Raw genomic sequence first — 17,415 nt, 5'->3', positions numbered from 1 at the left:
GTCTCCCCCGCTGCTCTTCTCCGACCCGCACCGTTGAGGGGACCTCGACATGATCGAGCTGCTGGACACCAACGCCTCCCAGATCGCGGCCGAGTTCACCCGGGCCCGCGCCCGGGCCGGCTCACCCGCGATGGGCATGGTGATGACGCTGATCATCGTCGTCGACGAGGATGACGCCGACGACGCCATGAAGGCCGCCCGGGCAGCCTCGCACGAGCACCCCGCCCGCGTGCTCGGCGTGGTCCTCGGTGACGGCCGCGGTGCCGCGCAGATCAACGCCCAGGTCGGCACCGGGTCCGGCTGGAGCGGCGAGACCGCGGTCATCCGCCTGAGCGGCGAGGTGGTCAAGCACGCCGAGAGCGTCGTGCTCCCCCTGCTGCTGCCGGACTCCCCCGTCGCGATCTGGTGGCCCAACCACCCGCCCGAGGACCCGGCCGGCGACCCGCTCGGGCGCCTCGCCCAGCGCCGCATCACTGACGCGGCGAGCGCCACGCGCGGCAAGACCACGGCGATCCACCACCAGTGCCGGGTGTACACGCCCGGCAACACCGACCTCGCCTGGACACGGCTCACGCCGTGGCGGGCGCTGCTCGCGGCGATCCTCGACCAGCGCCCGGTGAAGGTGACCAGCGCGTCGGTCACGGCCGAGCGGATCAGCCCCAGCGCGGACCTGCTGGCCGCGTGGCTGGTCGACCGGCTCAGGATCCCGGTGGAGCGCAAGAACTCCCAGGGGCCCGGCATCACCGAGGTGGTGCTGCACACCAACCAGGGAGACGCGCGGATCTCACGCCCCGACGGGAAGCTCGCGGTGTTCTCCGTCCCCGACCGCCCGGACCGTCCGGTCGCGCTCAAGCGGCGCGACCTGCCCGAGCTGCTCGCCGAGGAGCTGCGTCGCCTGGACGAGGACGACGTGTACGCCGAGACCACTCGCCGACTGGTGGCGATGGAAGGGAAGAAGAAGTGAGCACCGAGCCCCGGGTCGAGGTCCACGAGACCTCCTCCGCCCTGGCGACCGCGGTGGCCGGTGAGCTGCTCACCCGGCTGGCCGACATCCAGTCCGCTGGACGGGTGCCGCAGATCTCGCTGACCGGCGGGACGATCGCCGAGGACATCCACCGCGAGCTCGCCCGGCTCTCCGCGGCCTCCGAGGTCGACTGGAGCAAGGTGGTCGTCTGGTTCGGCGACGAGCGGTTCGTGGCGCCCGACTCGCCCGACCGCAACGTCGGCCAGGCCCGTGCGGCCTTCCTGGACGCGGTCGGCGCCACCCAGATCCACCCGATGCCGTCGACGGCGGACGCGGCCGACGTGGACGCGGGCGCCGCGGCGTACGCCGCCACCCTGCGCGAGCACGGCAGCGGCGAGTTCGACGTGATGATGCTCGGCATCGGTCCGGACGGGCACATCGCCTCGCTGTTCCCCGGCTTCCCGCAGCTCGACGTGACCGACGAGGTCGCGGTCGGCGTGACCGGGTCGCCGAAGCCGCCGCCGGAGCGGATCAGCCTCACCCTCGCGGCGCTGAACCGTTCCCGGTCGGTGTGGTTCCTGGTCGCCGGGTCCGGCAAGGCGCCGGCCGTCGCCTCCGCGCTCGGCGGCGCGGACGTGCACGAGATCCCCGCCGCCGGAGTGAGCGGCCGCGAGGAGACGATCTGGTTCCTCGACCGCGAGGCCGCCTCGCAGCTCTAGACAGGGACTTTGGTCCCGACTTCGTCCCGGGATCTCAGGTACGTACCAGCCGGTCCGATCCAGGGGGCATGAAGCCTGAACCGACCGGTGTGGAGCGGCATCTCGGCATCGACGACGTGATCGTCACCAAGACCGACCTCAAGGGCAGGATCACCTACGCGAACGACGTCTTCTGCGACATCTGCGCGATGACCGAGGTGGACCTGCTCGGCCAGCCGCACAACGTGATCCGGCACCCGGAGATGCCGCGCGGCGTCTTCCACCTGCTCTGGTCGACGGTGACGCGCGGGCACGAGATCTTCGCGTACGTCGTCAACCTCGCCGCCGACGGCGCCCACTACTGGGTGCTCGCGCACGTGACGCCCAGCTTCGACGCCACTGGCCGGGTCGTGGGCTATCACTCGAGCCGGCGCAAGGCCGACGCGGCGGTCGTCGCACAGCTGCGCCCGCTCTATCGCCGGCTCCTCGACGAGGAGGCGCGGCACACCCGCGCCGGCGACGCCGCCGAGGCCGGCGTGACGCTGCTGCAGCGGATCCTCGACGAGCAGGGCCTCACCTACGAGCGCTTCATCTGGGACCTCACGAACGGCGTCGCGGCATGATCCGCCGCTCCGCGGCACCCGGTACCGACCACGACGCGTACGCAGCCGCGTTCGCGGAGCTGCTCCGCGTCTGCAACGCCGCCGCCGAGGGCGATCTGGAGGTGCGGGTCGCCAACGTGCCCGGCACCGAGCACCTGGCCGACGTCCTCGACGTGCGCCGGGCGGTCAACAAGATGCTGGACCGCACCGACGGCTACGTGCGCGAGTCCAGCGCCTCGCTGCAGGCCGCCGCCGAAGGACGGTTCCACCGGCGGTTCCTGCTCGCCGGCACGACGGGGGTGTTCCGCTCCGGTGCCGAGGCGATCAACGGCGCGACGGACGCGATGGCGGAGGCCCAGTCCGACCTCGAGGCCGCTGCGGCGCGCCGGTGCCAGCTCGCCGAGCGTCTCGAGCAGACCGTCGGCGCCGTCGCCGAGCAGATGGCGGCAGCCGCCTCCGAGCTGAGCGCGACCTCGTCGGGTCTCGCCGACGCGGCCCACCGGGCGGGCACCGAGGCCGAGACAGCGGGTGCCGCCGTCCGCGAGGTCCGCGACGCCGCCCAGCAGATCCACGAGGTCGTGCAGGTCATCTCCGCGATCGCCAAGCAGACCCGCCTGCTCGCCCTCAACGCCACGATCGAGGCGGCCCGTGCCGGGGACGCGGGCCTCGGGTTCGCCGTGGTGGCGTCGGAGGTGAAGTCGCTCGCCGACTCGACGGCCGACTCGACCGAGCGGATCACCCGGCAGGTCGACACGATGCAGGAGGTCGCCGGCGCCAGCGGCGCCGCGATGTCATCGGTCGAGGCGACCGTCGAGGAGATGTCCCCGATGGTCGACGCGGTCACCATCGCGGTCGACGGCGTGCACGACCCCACCATCGACAGCCAGGGCCTCGCCGAGATGGCCGAGCGGCTGCGCGTCGAGGTCACCGACCTCCTGGCCGAGATGCGCGAGGGCTGAGCCACACCACGTCGAATCGTGACTTCCGGTCAGTCGAATCGTGACTTCCGGTCAGTCGAATCGTGACTTCCGGTCAACGCGACGACCAGAATCCTCGATCGAGGCCTCAGAGGTCTCGGTCCGACGTCAGAAGATGATGTCGCCGGACTTGCGGCGCGAGCGGAGCAGCTGCAGCGCCTCGTCGAGGATGTCGGCCGCCTCCTGGTCGGAGCGGCGCTCCTTCACGTAGGCGAGGTGCGTCTTGTACGGCTCGATCTTCGGCGCCGGCGGCGGGTTGTCCGAGTCCATGCTCGCCGGGAGACCGCACTTCGGGCAGTCCCACGACTCCGGCACGGTGGCCTCGATCGAGAACGCGATCACCGAGCGGTGCTCGTGGGCGCAGAAGTACGTCACCGCCTGGCGCGGTGCGGCCTCGCCGCGCTCCGCCTCGCCCATCGGGCCGGCACCGACCCGGCTACCCCGAATAGCGTTTCCTCCACCAGCCACCGAACGGTTCCCTTTCGAAAAGACTTGTCAGTACGCGAGAAGAAGCCCGAGGGCGATCACGCAGGCAAACCAGATGACGCCGATGCCGACCGTGAGCCGGTCGAGGTTCCGCTCCGCGACGGACGAACCGCCGAGCGAGCTGGAGACGCCACCCCCGAACATGTCCGAGAGGCCGCCGCCGCGGCCCTTGTGCAGGAGCACGAGAAGGATCATCAGACCACTGGTGATCATGAGCACGATGGTGAAGAGCAGTTCCACAGCCGGAAGCCTACGTCAGTCGCGTGCGGATCAGATGATCGGCATGTCGTAGAACCGGCAAATGCCGCCGAACTCGTCCACCTGCAGGCTCGCGCCCCCGACGAGACACCCGTCGACGTCGGGCTGCGCCATGATCCCGGCGACGTTGGACGCCTTCACCGAGCCGCCGTACTGGATGCGTACGGCGTCCGCCGCGGCGTCGCCGTGCGTCTCGCGGACCCAGGCCCGGATCGCCGCGCAGACCTCCTGCGCGTCGTCGGGAGTCGCGACCTCGCCGGTGCCGATCGCCCACACGGGCTCGTACGCGATGACGAGCCCGCCCACCTGCTCGGCGGTGAAGCCCGCGAGCGAGCCCACGACCTGCTCGACGCAGTGCGGGACGTGGGTGCCGGCCTGCCGGATCTCCAGGCCCTCGCCGACGCACACGATCGGCGTCATGCCGGCCGCGAGCGCCTTGTGCGCCTTGGTGTTCACGACCGCGTCGGTCTCACCGTGGTACTGCCGGCGCTCGCTGTGACCCACGACGACGTACGAGCAGCCGAGCTTGGCGAGCATGCTCGCCGAGATCTCGCCGGTGTAGGCGCCGGCGTCGTGCTCGGAGACGTCCTGGGCGCCGTACTTGAGCGAGAGGCGGTCGCCGTCCACCAGGGTCTGCACCGAGCGCAGGTCCGTGAACGGCGGCAGCACGACGACCTCGGCCTTGGCGTAGTCGTGCTTCTTGTCCGACAGGGTGAACGCGAGCTTCTGGGTCAGCACCACCGCTTCCTGGTGGTTCAGGTTCATCTTCCAGTTGCCCGCCATCAGCGGGGTGCGAGACGACGCCATGCAGTCAGTCCTCCAAGACCTTGATGCCCGGGAGCTCCTTGCCCTCGAGGTACTCCAGGCTCGCGCCGCCGCCGGTCGAGATGTGACCGAATGACGACTCCGCGAACCCGAGGCGCACGGTCGCGGCGGCGGAGTCACCGCCGCCGACGACCGAGAGGCCGTCGACCTTCGTCAACGCCTCCGCCACGGCGCGCGTGCCACCGGCGAACTCGTCGACCTCGAACACGCCCATCGGGCCGTTCCAGAACACGGTCTTGGCGTCGGCGAGTGCGGCAGCGAACGCCGCACCCGAGTCCGGACCGATGTCCAGACCGAGGCTGTCGGCCGGGATGCCGTCAGCCGGTACGACGCGGGGCTGCGGGGTCCGGTCGCCCGACGGGAACTCGGTGTCCACCACGATGTCGGTGGGCAGCACGATCTCGACGCCGGACTCCTCGGCCCGCTGCAGGTAGCTGCGGCAGGTGTCGAGCTGGTCCTCCTCGAGGAGGCTCTTGCCGACCTCGTGGCCCTGGGCCTTGAGGAACGTGAACACCATGCCGCCACCGATCAGCAGCTTGTCGGCCTTGCCGAGCAGGTTGTCGATCACGCCGAGCTTGTCGGACACCTTCGACCCGCCGAGCACGACGACGTACGGGCGCTCCGGTGACTCGGTGAGCCGGCGGAGCACGTCGATCTCCGCCGACACCAGGCCACCCATCGCGTGCGGGAGCCGCTGGGCGACGTCGTACACCGACGCCTGCTTGCGGTGGACCACGCCGAAGCCGTCGGAGACGAACGCGTCAGCGAGCTCGGCGAGCTGGTCGGCGAACGCGCCCCGCTCCGCCTCGTCCTTGCTGGTCTCCCCCGGGTTGAACCGGACGTTCTCCAGCACCGCGACCTGGCCGTCGGCCAGTCCCGCCACGGTCTCCCGCGCGCTCTCGCCGACCGTGTCGGTCGCGAACGCGACGTCCGTGCCGAGCAGCTCACCGAGGCGAGCAGCCACCGGCCGGAGGGAGTAGCGGTCCTCGGGCGCGCCCTTCGGGCGGCCGAGGTGGGCGGTGACGACCACCCGGGCGCCGGCGTCGGCCAGCGCCTGGATGGTCGGGACACTCGCCCGGATCCGCTTGTCGTCGGTGATCGTGGTGCCGTCGAGCGGCACGTTCAGGTCGGAACGGACCAGGACGCGCTTCCCGGCGACGTCCCCCAGGCCGGCGTACTCACTCATCTTCGGGTCGACGATCAGAGGGTCTCGCCGATGTAGACGATCAGGTCCGCGAGGCGGTTGGAGTAGCCCCACTCGTTGTCGTACCAGCCGAGCACCTTGACCTGGTTGCCGATCACCTTGGTGAGCGGGGCGTCGAAGATGCAGGACGCCGGGTCGGTGACGATGTCGGTGGACACCAGCGGGTCGGTCGAGTACTTGAGGAACTTGCCGTCGGCGGCGGCCTTGACGATCTCGTTGACCTCGTCGACCGACGTCTCGCGCGACGCCTCGAAGGTGAGGTCGGTGGCGGAGCCGGTCGGGGTCGGGACCCGCATGGCGTAGCCGTCGAGCTTGCCCTTGAGCTCGGGCAGCACCAGGCCGATCGCCTTCGCGGCGCCGGTCGAGGTCGGGACCATGTTCAGGGCCGCGGCGCGGGCGCGACGCGGGTCCTTGTGGATGTTGTCCTGGAGGTTCTGGTCCGCGGTGTAGGCGTGGATCGTGGTCATCAGGCCCTTGTTGATGCCCAGGCCCTCGTGCAGCGCCTTCGCCATCGGCGCCAGGCAGTTGGTGGTGCACGACGCGTTCGAGATCACGGTGTGCGCGGACGGGTCGTACGACGTGTGGTTGACGCCCATGACCACGGTGACGTCCTCGTTGGACGCCGGCGCGGAGATGATGACCTTCTTGGCGCCGCCGTTGTCGACGTGCGCGCGGGCCTTGGTGGCGTCGGTGAAGAAGCCGGTCGACTCGACGACCACGTCGACACCCAGGTCGGCCCACTTGAGGTTGGCGGGGTCGCGCTCGGCGAAGGTCTTCACGACCTTGTCACCCACGCGGATCTCGTCCTCGGTGTGCGTGACGTCGGCGTCCAGGCGACCGAGGATCGAGTCGAACTTGAGCAGCGGCGCGAGAGCCTTGTTGTCCGTCAGGTCGTTGACGGCGACGATCTCGATGTCGAGGCCCGAAGCGCGGACCGCGCGGTAGAAGTTGCGGCCGATCCGGCCGAATCCGTTGATACCTACTCGAACAGTCACAGCTGGCTCCATGCTTCTCGATCGGATCTGCTTGGGGAACGTGTCGACCCTATAGCCCACCGGGCGCAGACTCACCCCGCATCCCGGCCTACGTACGGGTAACCGACGAACGACTGCCAGAAGAGGACCTATGTCCTCCCGGTCAGCCCTCGTCGGCGAGCATCTCCGGGGTCAGTGAGGCCTCGGTGTCCGGGATGCCCAGCTCCTCGGCGCGCTTGTCGGCCATGGCGAGCAAGCGCCGGATGCGACCGGCGATCGCGTCCTTGGTGAGCACCGGGTCGTGCAGCTGGCCGAGCTCCTCGAGCGAGGCCTGCTTGTGCTCGAGCCGGAGCTCGCCGGCCATCCGCAGGTGGTCGGGCACGTCCTCGCCGAGGATCTCCATGGCTCGGTCGACGCGGGCGCCGGCGGCGACCGCGGCGCGGGCCGAGCGCCGCAGGTTGGCGTCGTCGAAGTTCGCGAGCCGGTTCGCCGTGGCGCGGACCTCGCGGCGCATCCGCCGCTCCTCCCAGGCCATCAGCGACTCGTGCGCGCCGAGCCGGGTGAGCAGCTGGCCGATCGCGTCGCCGTCGCGGATCACGACCCGGTCGACGCCCCGGACCTCGCGGGCCTTGGCGTGGATGCCCAGCCGGCGTGCGACACCGACGAGGGCGAGCGCGGCCTCGGGACCGGGACAGGTGACCTCCAGCGCCGACGAGCGGCCCGGCTCGGTCAGCGAGCCGTGCGCGAGGAACGCGCCGCGCCAGGCGGCCACGGCGTCGCAACCGCCACCGGACACGACGGCGGGCGGGAGGCCGCGCACCGGACGGCCGCGCTGGTCGAGCAGACCGGTCTGCCGGGCCAGGGCCTCGCCGTCCTTGACCACGCGGACGATGTAGCGGCTGCCCTTGCGGATCCCGTTGCCCTGCACCATCACGACGTCGGACTGGTGGCCGTAGACCTCGGCGATGTTGGTGCGCAGCCGACGGGCCGCGGCACCGGTGTCGAACTCCGCCTCCACGACGATCTTGCCGCTCACGATGTGCAGGCCACCGGCGAACCGCAGCATCGTGGCCACCTCAGCCTTGCGGCAGCACGTCTTGGTGATCTGGGTGCTCGACAGCTCTGCCTTCACCTGTGCTGTCATCGCCATGCGCCGATCCTTTCACGCTCGTCAACGACCGCCCATGATGGAGGAGTACGCCGCCGCGAGCTTCACCGGGTCGTGCCGGGGAGTGCCGTCCCCTCGTGCCACGTCGGCCAGGACCAGCTCGGCACCGAGCGCCCGCGCGAGGCTGCGCAGCTCCTCCAGCCCGTCGCGAGCGCTCTCGGTGTCGGCGAGCACGGTGTGCACCCGCAGGTCGGGTGCGTGCTCGGCGAGCACGGCGAGGTGGTCGGCCGCACCGAAGCCCGGCGTCTCCCCCGCCTGCTCCTCGAGGTTGAGGGTCACCACCACGCGGGCGTCGCTGGTGACGATCGCCTCCCGGAGCGCCGGAACCATGAGGTGCGGGATCACCGACGTGAACCACGACCCCGGGCCGAGCACGACCCAGTCCGCGGCGTGGACGGCGTCGATCGCCTCCGGGCACGGCGCCGGGTCGGCGGGCTCCAGCGCGATCGAGGTGATGATGCCGTCGGTCGTCGCCACCTCGACCTGCCCGCGCACCGCCGTCAGCGCATCGGGATCGGCCGGGTCCACGCCGCGCACCTGGGCGGTGATGTCGATCGGGGTGAGGGCCATCGGCAGCACCCGGCCGCTGGTGCCCAGGAGCCGCCCCACCCAGTCGAGCGCGGCGACCGGGTCACCGAGCTGCTCCCACAGCCCCACGATCAACAGGTTGCCGATCGTGTGCCCGCGGATCTCACCCTGGCCCGCGAACCGGTGCTGCAGCACTCGCGCCCAGGTGTCTCCCCACTGGTGGTCGCCGCACAGCGCCGCCAGCGCCATCCGCAGGTCGCCGGGCGGCAGCACGCCGAACTCCGTGCGCAGCCGGCCGGACGAGCCACCGTTGTCGGCGACGGTCACGACGGCCGTGAGGTCGTCGACCTCGAGGTCGTGGACGAGCAGGCGCAGTGCCCCCAGCGAGGCCGCCAGCCCGTGTCCACCGCCGAACGCGACGACGGACTGGGCGCGGTCCGAGGGCCTCAGGGCCTCACTCACGCCCCAGGTCCCGGTGGGTCGCCTGGACGTCGTACCCCGACGCCAGGAGCCGTCGTGCGATCTCCTCGGTCATCGCAACGCTGCGGTGCTTGCCGCCGGTGCAGCCGACCGCGACGGTCATGAACCGCTTGCCCTCGCGCAGGTAGCCCTCGGCGACGCCCTCCAGGACCGGGACGTACCCGTCGAGGAACTCGGCCGCACCCACCTGCTCCATGACGTACGTCGCCACGTCGCGGTCGCGGCCGGTGTGGGGCTTGAGCTCCGGGATCCAGAACGGGTTCGGCAGGAAGCGCATGTCGGCGACGAAGTCCGCGTCGACCGGGATGCCGTACTTGAACCCGAAGCTGGTGACCGTGACCTTGAGGCGCATGGCGTCCGGCGTGCCGAAGGCCTCGGCGATCTTGTCGGTGAGCTGGTGCACGTTCAGCGACGACGTGTCGATGACGAGGTCGGCGTCGCTGCGCAGGTCGGCGAGCACCTCGCGCTCGCGGATCAGCCCGTCGAGGAGGCGGCCGCTGCCCTGCAGCGGGTGCGGGCGCCGGGCGGCGTCCTGGCGTCGGACGAGGACGTCGTCGGCGCAGTCCAGGAACAGCAGCGTGGCGTGCCGGCCGGTCGCGCCCTGGGCGAGGTTGGCCTGGAGGGACTGGAAGAACGACCCCGAGCGCACGTCGACGACGACCGCGATCGGCTGCTCGGTCCCGCGGCTCTCGTCGACCAGCCGCACGACCTCGCGCAGCAGGCTCGGCGGCATGTTGTCGACGACGTAGAAGCCGAGGTCCTCCAGCTCCTTGGCGGCCGTGCTCCGCCCGGCTCCGGTCATGCCGGTGACGACCACGAGCTCCCCGTGACGCTCCCCACTCATGATTCCTCGATCTCGCCGGTGGCGGTGTTGATGCTGACGATGGCGGGGCCAGTCTTGCTCTTCTCCTGCGCGACCGCATCCTTGATCGCGGTCGCGGTGGCCGGCCCGATCCCGGGAACCTGGGCGAGCTCCTCGACGGTCGCCGCCCGGAGCTTCTTCAAGGACCCGAAGTGCTTGAGCAGGGTCTTGCGGCGCACCTCGCCGAGCCCGGGGATGTCGTCGAGCAGGCTCTCGACCATGGTCTTGGACCGGCGCGACCGGTGGTGGGTGATCGCGAACCGGTGCGCCTCGTCGCGGATCCGCTGCAGCAGGTAGAGGCCCTCGCTCGACCGGGCCAGGATGACCGGGTCCTCCTGGTCGGGAAGCCAGACCTCCTCGAGCCGCTTCGCGAGGCCGCACACGGGGATGTCGACGATGCCGAGCTCGGCCAGCGCGCGCTGGGCGGCCGCGACCTGCGGCGGGCCGCCGTCGACGACGACCAGCCCGGGTGCGTAGGCGAACTTCCGGGGGCGGCCCGTCTCGGGGTCGACCAGCATCGGGCCGTTCTCGGTCACGACGGACTCGCTCGCGCCCTGCTCGTCCAGCAACCGGCGGAACCGGCGGGTGATCACCTCGTGCATCGAGGCGACGTCGTTCTGGCCCTCCACGCCACGGATCACGAAGCGCCGGTACTCGCTCTTGCGCGCCAGGCCGTCCTCGAAGACCACCATCGAGGCGACGACCTCGGTGCCCTGGAGGTTCGACACGTCGTAGCACTCGATGCGCAGCGGCACCTCGTCGAGCCCGAGCGCCTCCTGGATCTCCTCCAGCGCCTGGTTGCGGGTGGTGAGGTCGCTGGCCCGCTTGGTCTTGTGGAGCATCAGCGACTGCTTGGCGTTCTGGGCCACGGTCTCCTGCAGGGCGCGCTTGTCCCCGCGCTGCGGGATGCGGATCGCGACCTTCGAGCCGCGCAGGTCGCTGAGGAGGTGCTCGTACGTCGCATGGTCCGGTGGAAGCGCCGGGACGAGGATCTCCCGCGGGATCTCGTCGGGACCGGCGCCGGCGTACAGCTGGAGCAGGAAGTCGTCGACGAGCTGAGCGGTGTCGCCCTCGTCGACCCGGTCGGCGACCCAGCCGCGCTGGCCGCGGATCCGGCCACCGCGCACGTAGAAGATCTGCACCGCGACCTCGAGCGGGTCCTCGGCCAGCGCGATCACGTCGGCGTCGGTGCCGTCGCCGAGCACCACCGCCTGCTTCTCGAGCGCCTTGTTCAGCGCGCCGAGGTCGTCGCGCAGCCGCGCCGCCTTCTCGAAGTCGAGGGCGTCGGACGCGGCGTACATCTCCTTCTCGATGCGCCGCACGAACGCCGTGGTCTGCCCGGCCATGAAGTCACAGAAGTCGTCGACGATCGCGCGGTGCTCGTCGGCCGACACCTTCCCGACGCAGGGTGCCGAGCACTTGTCGATGTAGCCGAGCAGGCAGGGCCGACCGATCTGCGCCGAGCGCTTGAAAACGCCGTTGCTGCACGAGCGCATCGGGAAGACCCGGAGCAGCAGGTCGACGGTCTCGCGGATCGCCCACGCGTGGCTGTACGGACCGAAGTAGCGGGTGCCCTTCCGCTTGGCGCCGCGTCCGACCATGACCCGCGGGTACTCCTCGCCGACCGTCACCGCCAGCCAGGGGTAGGACTTGTCGTCGCGGTACTTCACGTTGAAGCGCGGGTCGAACTCCTTGATCCAGGAGTACTCCAGCTGGAGCGCCTCGACCTCGGTCTTCACCACCGTCCACTCGACACTCGCCGCGGTCGTCACCATCGTGGCTGTGCGGGCGTGCAGGTTGCCGAGGTCCTGGAAGTACGACGAGAGCCGCGCGCGGAGGTTCTTGGCCTTGCCGACGTAGACGACACGGCCCTTCGGGTCGCGGAACCGGTAGACACCCGGCTGGGTCGGGATCGACCCCGGTTCGGGCCGGTACGACGCGGGCGATGGCACGCCACAACCCTACGGTCCGGCACCGACACCAGATCCACCACGGGCATTGTCGAGTGATCTAGTGTGTTTACATGTCTTGTCGCGACCCGTACGGCTACGCGCTCACCTGCAGTCCTGCCGCCGGAGCCGCCTACAACCGCGGCGTCACCGACCTGCTGCGGCTGCGCGCCGGCGCCGAGCAGGCCGTCGCGTCCTCGGTCGCGCTCGACCCCACGTTCGCGCTCGGCCACGCCACGCTGGCACTGCTCGGCCACGAGCTCTGCGCGGCGGTGGACATCCAGGGCCGGATGCGCGACGCGCTGCAGCACTCGGCCCGGTCCACCGAGCGGGAGCGCAGCCACGTCCTGGCCGTCGCCGCTCACCTGCGCGGGGACTCGCAGCGGCTGGTGCAGCACCTGCGGGAGTACCCCCGCGACGCCGTGCTGCTCTCGACGGCGGTCCCCACGATCGCGTTCGCCGGTGTGACCGAGGTGCCCGAAGAGGCGTGGGCGATCGTCGAACGGGCGGTCCCGGCGTACGGCGACGACTGGTGGTTCACCGGGCTGCTCGCGTTCGTCCGTCAGGAGCAGGGCCGGTTCGACGAGGCGATGGAGCTCTCCTGCCGGTCACTGGCCGAGGAGCCCGGGGCCGGGCACTCCGCGCACGCACGTGCGCACGCGCACTACGAGACCGGCGACCACGAGGCCGGGCTCGCGTGGATGGACGGCTGGGTGACCGGCGACGGCGCGTCGATCGAGAGCCTCAGTCACTTCTCGTGGCACGCCGCGCTGCACGAGCTCTCGCTCGGGGACCTCGCCGCGGTACGCCGGCGCTACGACGCGCAGCTGCGGCCCGAGCACGGGCTCGGGTGCCGTGCCCTGGTCGACAGCGGGTCGCTGCTGTTCCGCTGGGCGATCACGCCGGACGCAGACGCGGTCCCGGCCATGGCCGCCGTGGCGGACCTGGCCGGGGTGGACACGCTCGAGCGGCCGGCCACGCCGTTCCTGGCGCTGCACGCCGCCATCGCGCTCCTCGCCACCGACGACCGGGCCGCTCTCGCGCGGCTCGAGGCGTGGGCGGGGAGGCAGCCGCACCCCACCCAGCGGGAGGTGGTCGCACCCCTGGCCTCGGCGCTCGGGCTGATGGCGGCCGGGAGCTGTTCGGCAGCCGCGGACGCCCTGGCGGTGCTCATGCCGCGGGTGCGCCGTCTCGGCGGGTCGGACGCGCAGCGCGAGATCGTCGAGGAGGCCCGGATCGCGGCCCTGCTGCGGGCGGATCGCTTCGACGAGGCCCGCGCCGTGCTGGACGAGCGGATCGACCGGCGCCGCTCGCCGCGCGACGAGCGGTGGCGTCAGGAGTGCCGGCCGGCCGCGCGGATCACCTGACCACCGGTCGCCTCCACCGCGACCGACCGCAGCGCCTGGCTCGCCGGTCCGGCGAGCACCGCTCCGTCCTCGATCGAGAACCGGCTGCCGTGGCACGGACAGCCGATCGCACCGCCTGAGACCTGCGACACCACGCAGCCCCGGTGGGTGCAGATCGCCGAGAACGCGCGGAACACGCCCTCCGACGGCTGCGTGACCACGAGCTCCTCGTCCGGCAGGACCCGGCCACCCCCGACCGGCACCTCCGAGACCGCGACCAGCGACTCGACCGGCCGCTGGCTCTTCGTGGGCTCGGGTGCCGACGACGTGGGCGATGTGGGCGCCGTGGGCTCGGGCGAGCTGCTCGCGGTCGGGGTCGATGCCGGCGGATCGCTCTCGCCGCCGCACGCCGCGAGCAGCGGCACTCCGGCGGCGCCGGCGAGCGTCGCCCTTCTGCTGGCCCGGGTCGTCATCGCGTCAGGCGATCGAGATGTCGTCGCCCTCGACGGTCACGTCGACGCTCGAGAGCGCCGACGGCGCCGGGCCGCCGAGCACGGAGCCGTCCTCGATCGAGAACGAGCTGCCGTGGCACGTGCAGTTGATCGCGCCGTCCTTGACGCTCGAGACCAGGCAGCCCTGGTGGGTGCAGATCGCCGAGAAGCACTTGAACTCACCCTCGGTCGGCTGGGTCACGACCACGCTCTGGTCCTCGAAGATCTCCCCGCCGCCGACCGGGATCTCGGAGGTCGAGGCGAGCACCTCCCCCGGTGTCCCCGCGCTGGCCCCCGGGTCGTTCGCCGTGGTGTCGTCGTCACCGCCTCCGCAGGCGGCGAGCAGTGGCAGGGCCACTCCGGCGGTCGCGGCCCCGGTCAGGGCGTTCCTCCTGGTGATGCCGTCGCGGCTCACGGTGCTTCCTCTCAGCAGGGGTCCTTGAACATTCACCCTACAAACGGATGAGCAGCCGTCCTGGTTCGACCGGATGTGAGTTCGCTGCGAGAGTCAGCGCGCTGACACCGTCTTGGTCGCCGACTTCTTGCTCACGGCCTTCGTGGTCGCCGCCTTCTTCGCCGCCGCCTTCTTCGCCGGAGCCTTCTTCGCCGCGGCCTTCTTCGCTGCGGCCTTCTTCGCCGGAGCCTTCGCGGCAGCCGCCTTCGCGGCGGACTTCGGTGCCGACTGCCGTGCCGCCCGACCCTCCAGCAACGGCGCGAGGAACTGACCGGTGTAGCTGGCGGGCGTGGCCGCGACCGTCTCCGGCGTGCCCTCGGCGACCACGGTGCCGCCGCGCGAGCCACCTTCCGGCCCCATGTCGACCAGCCAGTCGGCGGTCTTGATGACGTCGAGGTTGTGCTCGATCACGAGGACGGTGTTGCCCTGGTCGACCAGCCGGCCGAGCACCAGCAGCAGCTTGCGGATGTCCTCGAAGTGCAGGCCGGTGGTCGGCTCGTCGAGGACGTACACGGTGCGACCCGTCGACCGCTTCTGCAGCTCCGAGGAGAGCTTGACCCGCTGGGCCTCACCTCCGGACAGGGTGGTCGCGGGCTGACCCAGCCGGACGTAGCCGAGGCCGACCTCGACCAGCGTCTTCATGTGCCGCGCGATCGCCGGGACCGCGGCGAAGAACTCGGCGGCCTCCTCGATCGGCATGTCCAGCACCTCGGCGATGGTCTTGCCCTTGTAGTGCACCTCGAGGGTCTCGCGGTTGTAGCGCGCCCCGTGGCACACCTCGCACGGGACGTAGACGTCGGGGAGGAAGTTCATCTCGATCTTGATCGTGCCGTCACCGGAGCACGCCTCGCAGCGCCCGCCCTTGACGTTGAACGAGAACCGGCCCTGGAGGTAGCCGCGCATCTTCGCCTCAGGAGTGGAGGCGAAGAGCTTGCGGATGTGGTCGAAGACGCCGGTGTAGGTGGCGGGGTTCGACCGCGGGGTGCGCCCGATCGGCGACTGGTCGACGTGGATGACCTTGTCGACGTGCTCGAGACCGGTGATCTTCTGGTGCCGGCCCGGGACGGCGCGGGCGTTGTAGATCTGCTTGGCCAGCGACGTGTAGAGGATGTCGTTGACCAGCGTGGACTTGCCCGAGCCGGACACCCCGGTGACCGCGACGAACATGCCCAGCGGGAACGAGACGTCGACGTTCTTGAGATTGTTCTCGCGCGCGCCGTGCACGGTGAGCTCACGGCCCTTGGTGCGCGGACGGCGGATCTCCGGCACCGCGATCTCCCGGCGCCCGGAGAGGTACTGCCCGGTCATCGAGTCGCGGTGGCTCAGCAGGCCCTCGACGCTGCCGCTGTGGACGACCTGGCCGCCGTGCTCGCCGGCGCCGGGGCCGATGTCGACCACCCAGTCGGCCACGCGGATGGTGTCCTCGTCGTGCTCGACGACGATCAGCGTGTTGCCGAGGTCCTTGAGCCGGACCAGGGTCTCGATCAGGCGGTGGTTGTCGCGCTGGTGGAGCCCGATCGAGGGCTCATCGAGGACGTAGAGCACGCCCACCAGGCCGGCGCCGATCTGGGTGGCCAGCCGGATCCGCTGCGCCTCGCCGCCGGACAGGGACCCGGACGGCCGGTCCAGCGAGAGGTAGTCGAGACCGACGTCGAGCAAGAAGTTCAGCCGCTCCTGGATCTCCTTCAGGACCCGCTCGCCGATCTGGCGCTCCCGGGCGGACAGGTCGAGGTTGCGCAGGTAGTCGGCGGTCTCGTTGATCGGCATCGCGCAGACCTCGGCGATGTTCTTGCCGCCGTCCTGCAGCGACGCACCGAGCGTGACCGACATCGACACGGGCTTGAGGCGGCTGCCGCCGCAGGCGGGGCACGGCACCTCGCGCATGAAGCCCTCGAACCGCTCGCGGCTGGTGTCGGACTCCGCCTCGTGGTGCCGGCGCGCGATGTAGGCGCTGACGCCCTCGAACTCGGCGTAGTAGGCACGCTGGCGGCCGTACCGGTTGCGGGTGACCACGTGGACCTTGGTCGGGTGGCCGTTGAGGATCGCCTTCTGGCCCTTGGCCGGGAGGTCCTCCCACGGGGTGTTCAGGTCGAAGCCGAGCTCGTCGCCGAGCGCGCCCATCAGGCGGAGGAAGTAGTCCGCGACGTGTGCCTGGCTCCAGGGCTGGATCGCGCCCTCGCCGAGCGTCGCCTGCGGGTTCGGCACCACGAGCTCGGGGTCGACCTCGAGGCGGGTCCCCAGGCCATGGCAGGTCGGGCAGGCGCCGAACGGCGAGTTGAACGAGAACGAGCGCGGCTCGAGCTCGTCGGTGTCGATGGTGTGGTCGTTGGGGCACGCCATCTTCTCGCTGAACTTCATCTCGCGAGCCGGGTCCTTGGCGTCGAGGTCGACGAAGTCGAACAGCACCAGCCCGCCGGCGAGCTGCAGCGCGGTCTCAACGGAGTCGGTGAGCCGCCGCTTCGAGGACTCCTTGACCGCGAGCCGGTCGACCACGACCTCGATGGTGTGCTTCTTCTGCTTGTCGAGCTTGGGCGGCTCGTCCAGCGAGTAGGTCTCGCCGTTGACCCGGGCGCGGGAGAAGCCCTGGGTCTGGAGCTGCTTGAAGAGCTCGACGTACTCCCCCTTGCGGCCGCGGATCACCGGCGCCAGCACCTGGAAGCGCCGACCCTCCTCGAGCGAGAGCACCTTGTCGACGATCTGCTGGGGCGTCTGGCGCTCGATCGGGGCGCCGCACGTGGGGCAGTGCGGGCGGCCGGCGCGTGCGTAGAGCAGGCGGAGGTAGTCGTAGACCTCGGTGATGGTGCCGACCGTCGAGCGCGGGTTCTTCGACGTGGACTTCTGGTCGATCGACACCGCGGGCGAGAGGCCCTCGATGAAGTCGACGTCGGGCTTGTCCATCTGGCCGAGGAACTGGCGGGCGTACGCCGACAGCGACTCGACGTAGCGGCGCTGGCCCTCCGCGAAGATCGTGTCGAAGGCGAGCGAGGACTTCCCGGAGCCCGAGAGGCCGGTGAACACGATCAGGGAGTCCCGTGGAAGGTCCAGCGACACGTCCTTGAGGTTGTGCTCCCGAGCGCCTCGGATGATGAGCTGGTCCGCCACTGCGTAGTCCCCTCGTTTCGAACAGGTGTTCGCCATCGTAACCGGCG

At 70.9% G+C, this 17,415-nt stretch carries 17 protein-coding genes; 5 read left to right on the top strand and 12 right to left on the bottom strand.

What is annotated here, in order from left to right:
- Positions 1 to 49: 49 nt before the first annotated feature.
- From ABD875_RS02135 to ABD875_RS02120, 4 genes are all read left to right on the top strand, one after another.
- Complete coding sequence (locus ABD875_RS02135; RefSeq protein WP_345170821.1) at positions 50 to 964, top strand: glucose-6-phosphate dehydrogenase assembly protein OpcA; 915 nt, start codon at positions 50 to 52, stop codon at positions 962 to 964.
- Positions 961 to 1,683: a 6-phosphogluconolactonase gene (pgl, locus tag ABD875_RS02130; protein WP_345170820.1), complete on the top strand. Its 723-nt coding sequence runs from the start codon at positions 961 to 963 to the stop codon at positions 1,681 to 1,683. Before ABD875_RS02135 ends, pgl begins: the two co-directional genes overlap by 4 nt.
- Positions 1,684 to 1,751: 68 nt before the next feature.
- Positions 1,752 to 2,285, top strand: a complete 534-nt coding sequence (locus tag ABD875_RS02125; protein WP_345170819.1) for a PAS domain-containing protein — start codon at positions 1,752 to 1,754, stop codon at positions 2,283 to 2,285.
- Entirely contained in the window at positions 2,282 to 3,223 is a 942-nt protein-coding gene (locus ABD875_RS02120; RefSeq protein ID WP_345170818.1) for a methyl-accepting chemotaxis protein, read from the top strand. The genes ABD875_RS02125 and ABD875_RS02120 overlap by 4 nt, the downstream gene beginning before the upstream one ends.
- A gap of 126 nt (positions 3,224 to 3,349) precedes the next feature.
- On the opposite strand, the gene ABD875_RS02115 is transcribed toward ABD875_RS02120, so the two are convergent.
- The 9 genes from ABD875_RS02115 to uvrC form a co-directional block, all read right to left on the bottom strand.
- Positions 3,350 to 3,709, bottom strand: coding sequence for an RNA polymerase-binding protein RbpA (locus ABD875_RS02115; protein ID WP_345170817.1), 360 nt, complete (start codon positions 3,707 to 3,709; stop codon positions 3,350 to 3,352).
- A gap of 27 nt (positions 3,710 to 3,736) precedes the next feature.
- Complete coding sequence (gene secG / locus ABD875_RS02110; protein ID WP_345170816.1) at positions 3,737 to 3,967, bottom strand: preprotein translocase subunit SecG; 231 nt, start codon at positions 3,965 to 3,967, stop codon at positions 3,737 to 3,739.
- Positions 3,968 to 3,997: 30 nt separating this feature from the next.
- Positions 3,998 to 4,792 carry a triose-phosphate isomerase gene (tpiA, locus tag ABD875_RS02105; protein ID WP_345170815.1) on the bottom strand — a complete coding sequence of 265 codons (795 nt, stop codon included), beginning with the start codon at positions 4,790 to 4,792 and terminating at the stop codon, positions 3,998 to 4,000.
- A 4-nt stretch (positions 4,793 to 4,796) separates the two neighbouring features.
- Positions 4,797 to 5,996, bottom strand: coding sequence for a phosphoglycerate kinase (locus ABD875_RS02100; protein WP_345170814.1), 1,200 nt, complete (start codon positions 5,994 to 5,996; stop codon positions 4,797 to 4,799).
- Positions 5,997 to 6,010: 14 nt separating this feature from the next.
- Positions 6,011 to 7,009: a type I glyceraldehyde-3-phosphate dehydrogenase gene (gene gap / locus ABD875_RS02095; RefSeq protein ID WP_345170813.1), complete on the bottom strand. Its 999-nt coding sequence runs from the start codon at positions 7,007 to 7,009 to the stop codon at positions 6,011 to 6,013.
- Between the two features lie 142 nt (positions 7,010 to 7,151).
- Complete coding sequence (whiA, locus tag ABD875_RS02090) at positions 7,152 to 8,138, bottom strand: DNA-binding protein WhiA (protein ID WP_345170812.1); 987 nt, start codon at positions 8,136 to 8,138, stop codon at positions 7,152 to 7,154.
- 21 nt (positions 8,139 to 8,159) lie between these two features.
- Positions 8,160 to 9,146, bottom strand: coding sequence for a gluconeogenesis factor YvcK family protein (locus tag ABD875_RS02085; protein WP_345170811.1), 987 nt, complete (start codon positions 9,144 to 9,146; stop codon positions 8,160 to 8,162).
- Entirely contained in the window at positions 9,139 to 10,008 is an 870-nt protein-coding gene (gene rapZ, locus ABD875_RS02080) for an RNase adapter RapZ (protein WP_345170810.1), read from the bottom strand. The genes ABD875_RS02085 and rapZ overlap by 8 nt, the downstream gene beginning before the upstream one ends.
- A complete protein-coding gene (gene uvrC / locus ABD875_RS02075; protein WP_345170809.1) occupies positions 10,005 to 11,978 on the bottom strand; it encodes an excinuclease ABC subunit UvrC in 1,974 nt (657 codons plus the stop codon). The genes rapZ and uvrC overlap by 4 nt, the downstream gene beginning before the upstream one ends.
- 71 nt (positions 11,979 to 12,049) lie before the next feature.
- Between uvrC and ABD875_RS02070 the strand changes: the two genes are divergently transcribed.
- Positions 12,050 to 13,342, top strand: a complete 1,293-nt coding sequence (locus ABD875_RS02070) for a tetratricopeptide repeat protein (protein ID WP_345170808.1) — start codon at positions 12,050 to 12,052, stop codon at positions 13,340 to 13,342.
- Here the strand turns inward: ABD875_RS02070 and ABD875_RS02065 are convergent.
- The 3 genes from ABD875_RS02065 to uvrA all read right to left on the bottom strand — a co-directional run bounded on the left by ABD875_RS02065 (position 13,309) and on the right by uvrA (position 17,368).
- On the bottom strand, positions 13,309 to 13,794 hold the full coding sequence (locus tag ABD875_RS02065) for a Rieske (2Fe-2S) protein (protein ID WP_345170807.1): 486 nt from the start codon (positions 13,792 to 13,794) through the stop codon (positions 13,309 to 13,311). The genes ABD875_RS02070 and ABD875_RS02065 overlap by 34 nt on opposite strands.
- 4 nt (positions 13,795 to 13,798) lie before the next feature.
- A complete protein-coding gene (locus tag ABD875_RS02060; RefSeq protein ID WP_345170806.1) occupies positions 13,799 to 14,227 on the bottom strand; it encodes a Rieske (2Fe-2S) protein in 429 nt (142 codons plus the stop codon).
- A 93-nt stretch (positions 14,228 to 14,320) separates the two neighbouring features.
- On the bottom strand, positions 14,321 to 17,368 hold the full coding sequence (gene uvrA, locus ABD875_RS02055; RefSeq protein ID WP_345170805.1) for an excinuclease ABC subunit UvrA: 3,048 nt from the start codon (positions 17,366 to 17,368) through the stop codon (positions 14,321 to 14,323).
- Positions 17,369 to 17,415 lie beyond the last annotated feature (47 nt).

Origin of the sequence: Nocardioides caricicola, from assembly GCF_039541135.1 — a bacterium.
Classification (GTDB): domain Bacteria; phylum Actinomycetota; class Actinomycetes; order Propionibacteriales; family Nocardioidaceae; genus Nocardioides; species Nocardioides caricicola.
The sequence above is the reverse complement of the archived record's forward strand: the minus strand, read 5'-3'. Positions and strand labels throughout refer to the sequence as shown.

Excerpts from the sequence above, each read along its gene's own strand:
- tpiA (WP_345170815.1), bottom strand. The coding sequence starts at position 4,792 with ATGGCGTCGTCTCGCACCCCGCTGATGGCGGGCAACTGGAAGATGAAC.
- whiA (WP_345170812.1), bottom strand. The coding sequence starts at position 8,138 with ATGGCGATGACAGCACAGGTGAAGGCAGAGCTGTCGAGCACCCAGATC.
- ABD875_RS02070 (WP_345170808.1), top strand. The coding sequence starts at position 12,050 with ATGTCTTGTCGCGACCCGTACGGCTACGCGCTCACCTGCAGTCCTGCC.
- ABD875_RS02065 (WP_345170807.1), bottom strand. The coding sequence starts at position 13,794 with ATGACGACCCGGGCCAGCAGAAGGGCGACGCTCGCCGGCGCCGCCGGA.
- ABD875_RS02100 (WP_345170814.1), bottom strand. The coding sequence starts at position 5,996 with ATGAGTGAGTACGCCGGCCTGGGGGACGTCGCCGGGAAGCGCGTCCTG.
- ABD875_RS02120 (WP_345170818.1), top strand. The coding sequence starts at position 2,282 with ATGATCCGCCGCTCCGCGGCACCCGGTACCGACCACGACGCGTACGCA.
- rapZ (WP_345170810.1), bottom strand. The coding sequence starts at position 10,008 with ATGAGTGGGGAGCGTCACGGGGAGCTCGTGGTCGTCACCGGCATGACC.
- ABD875_RS02135 (WP_345170821.1), top strand. The coding sequence starts at position 50 with ATGATCGAGCTGCTGGACACCAACGCCTCCCAGATCGCGGCCGAGTTC.
- ABD875_RS02125 (WP_345170819.1), top strand. The coding sequence starts at position 1,752 with ATGAAGCCTGAACCGACCGGTGTGGAGCGGCATCTCGGCATCGACGAC.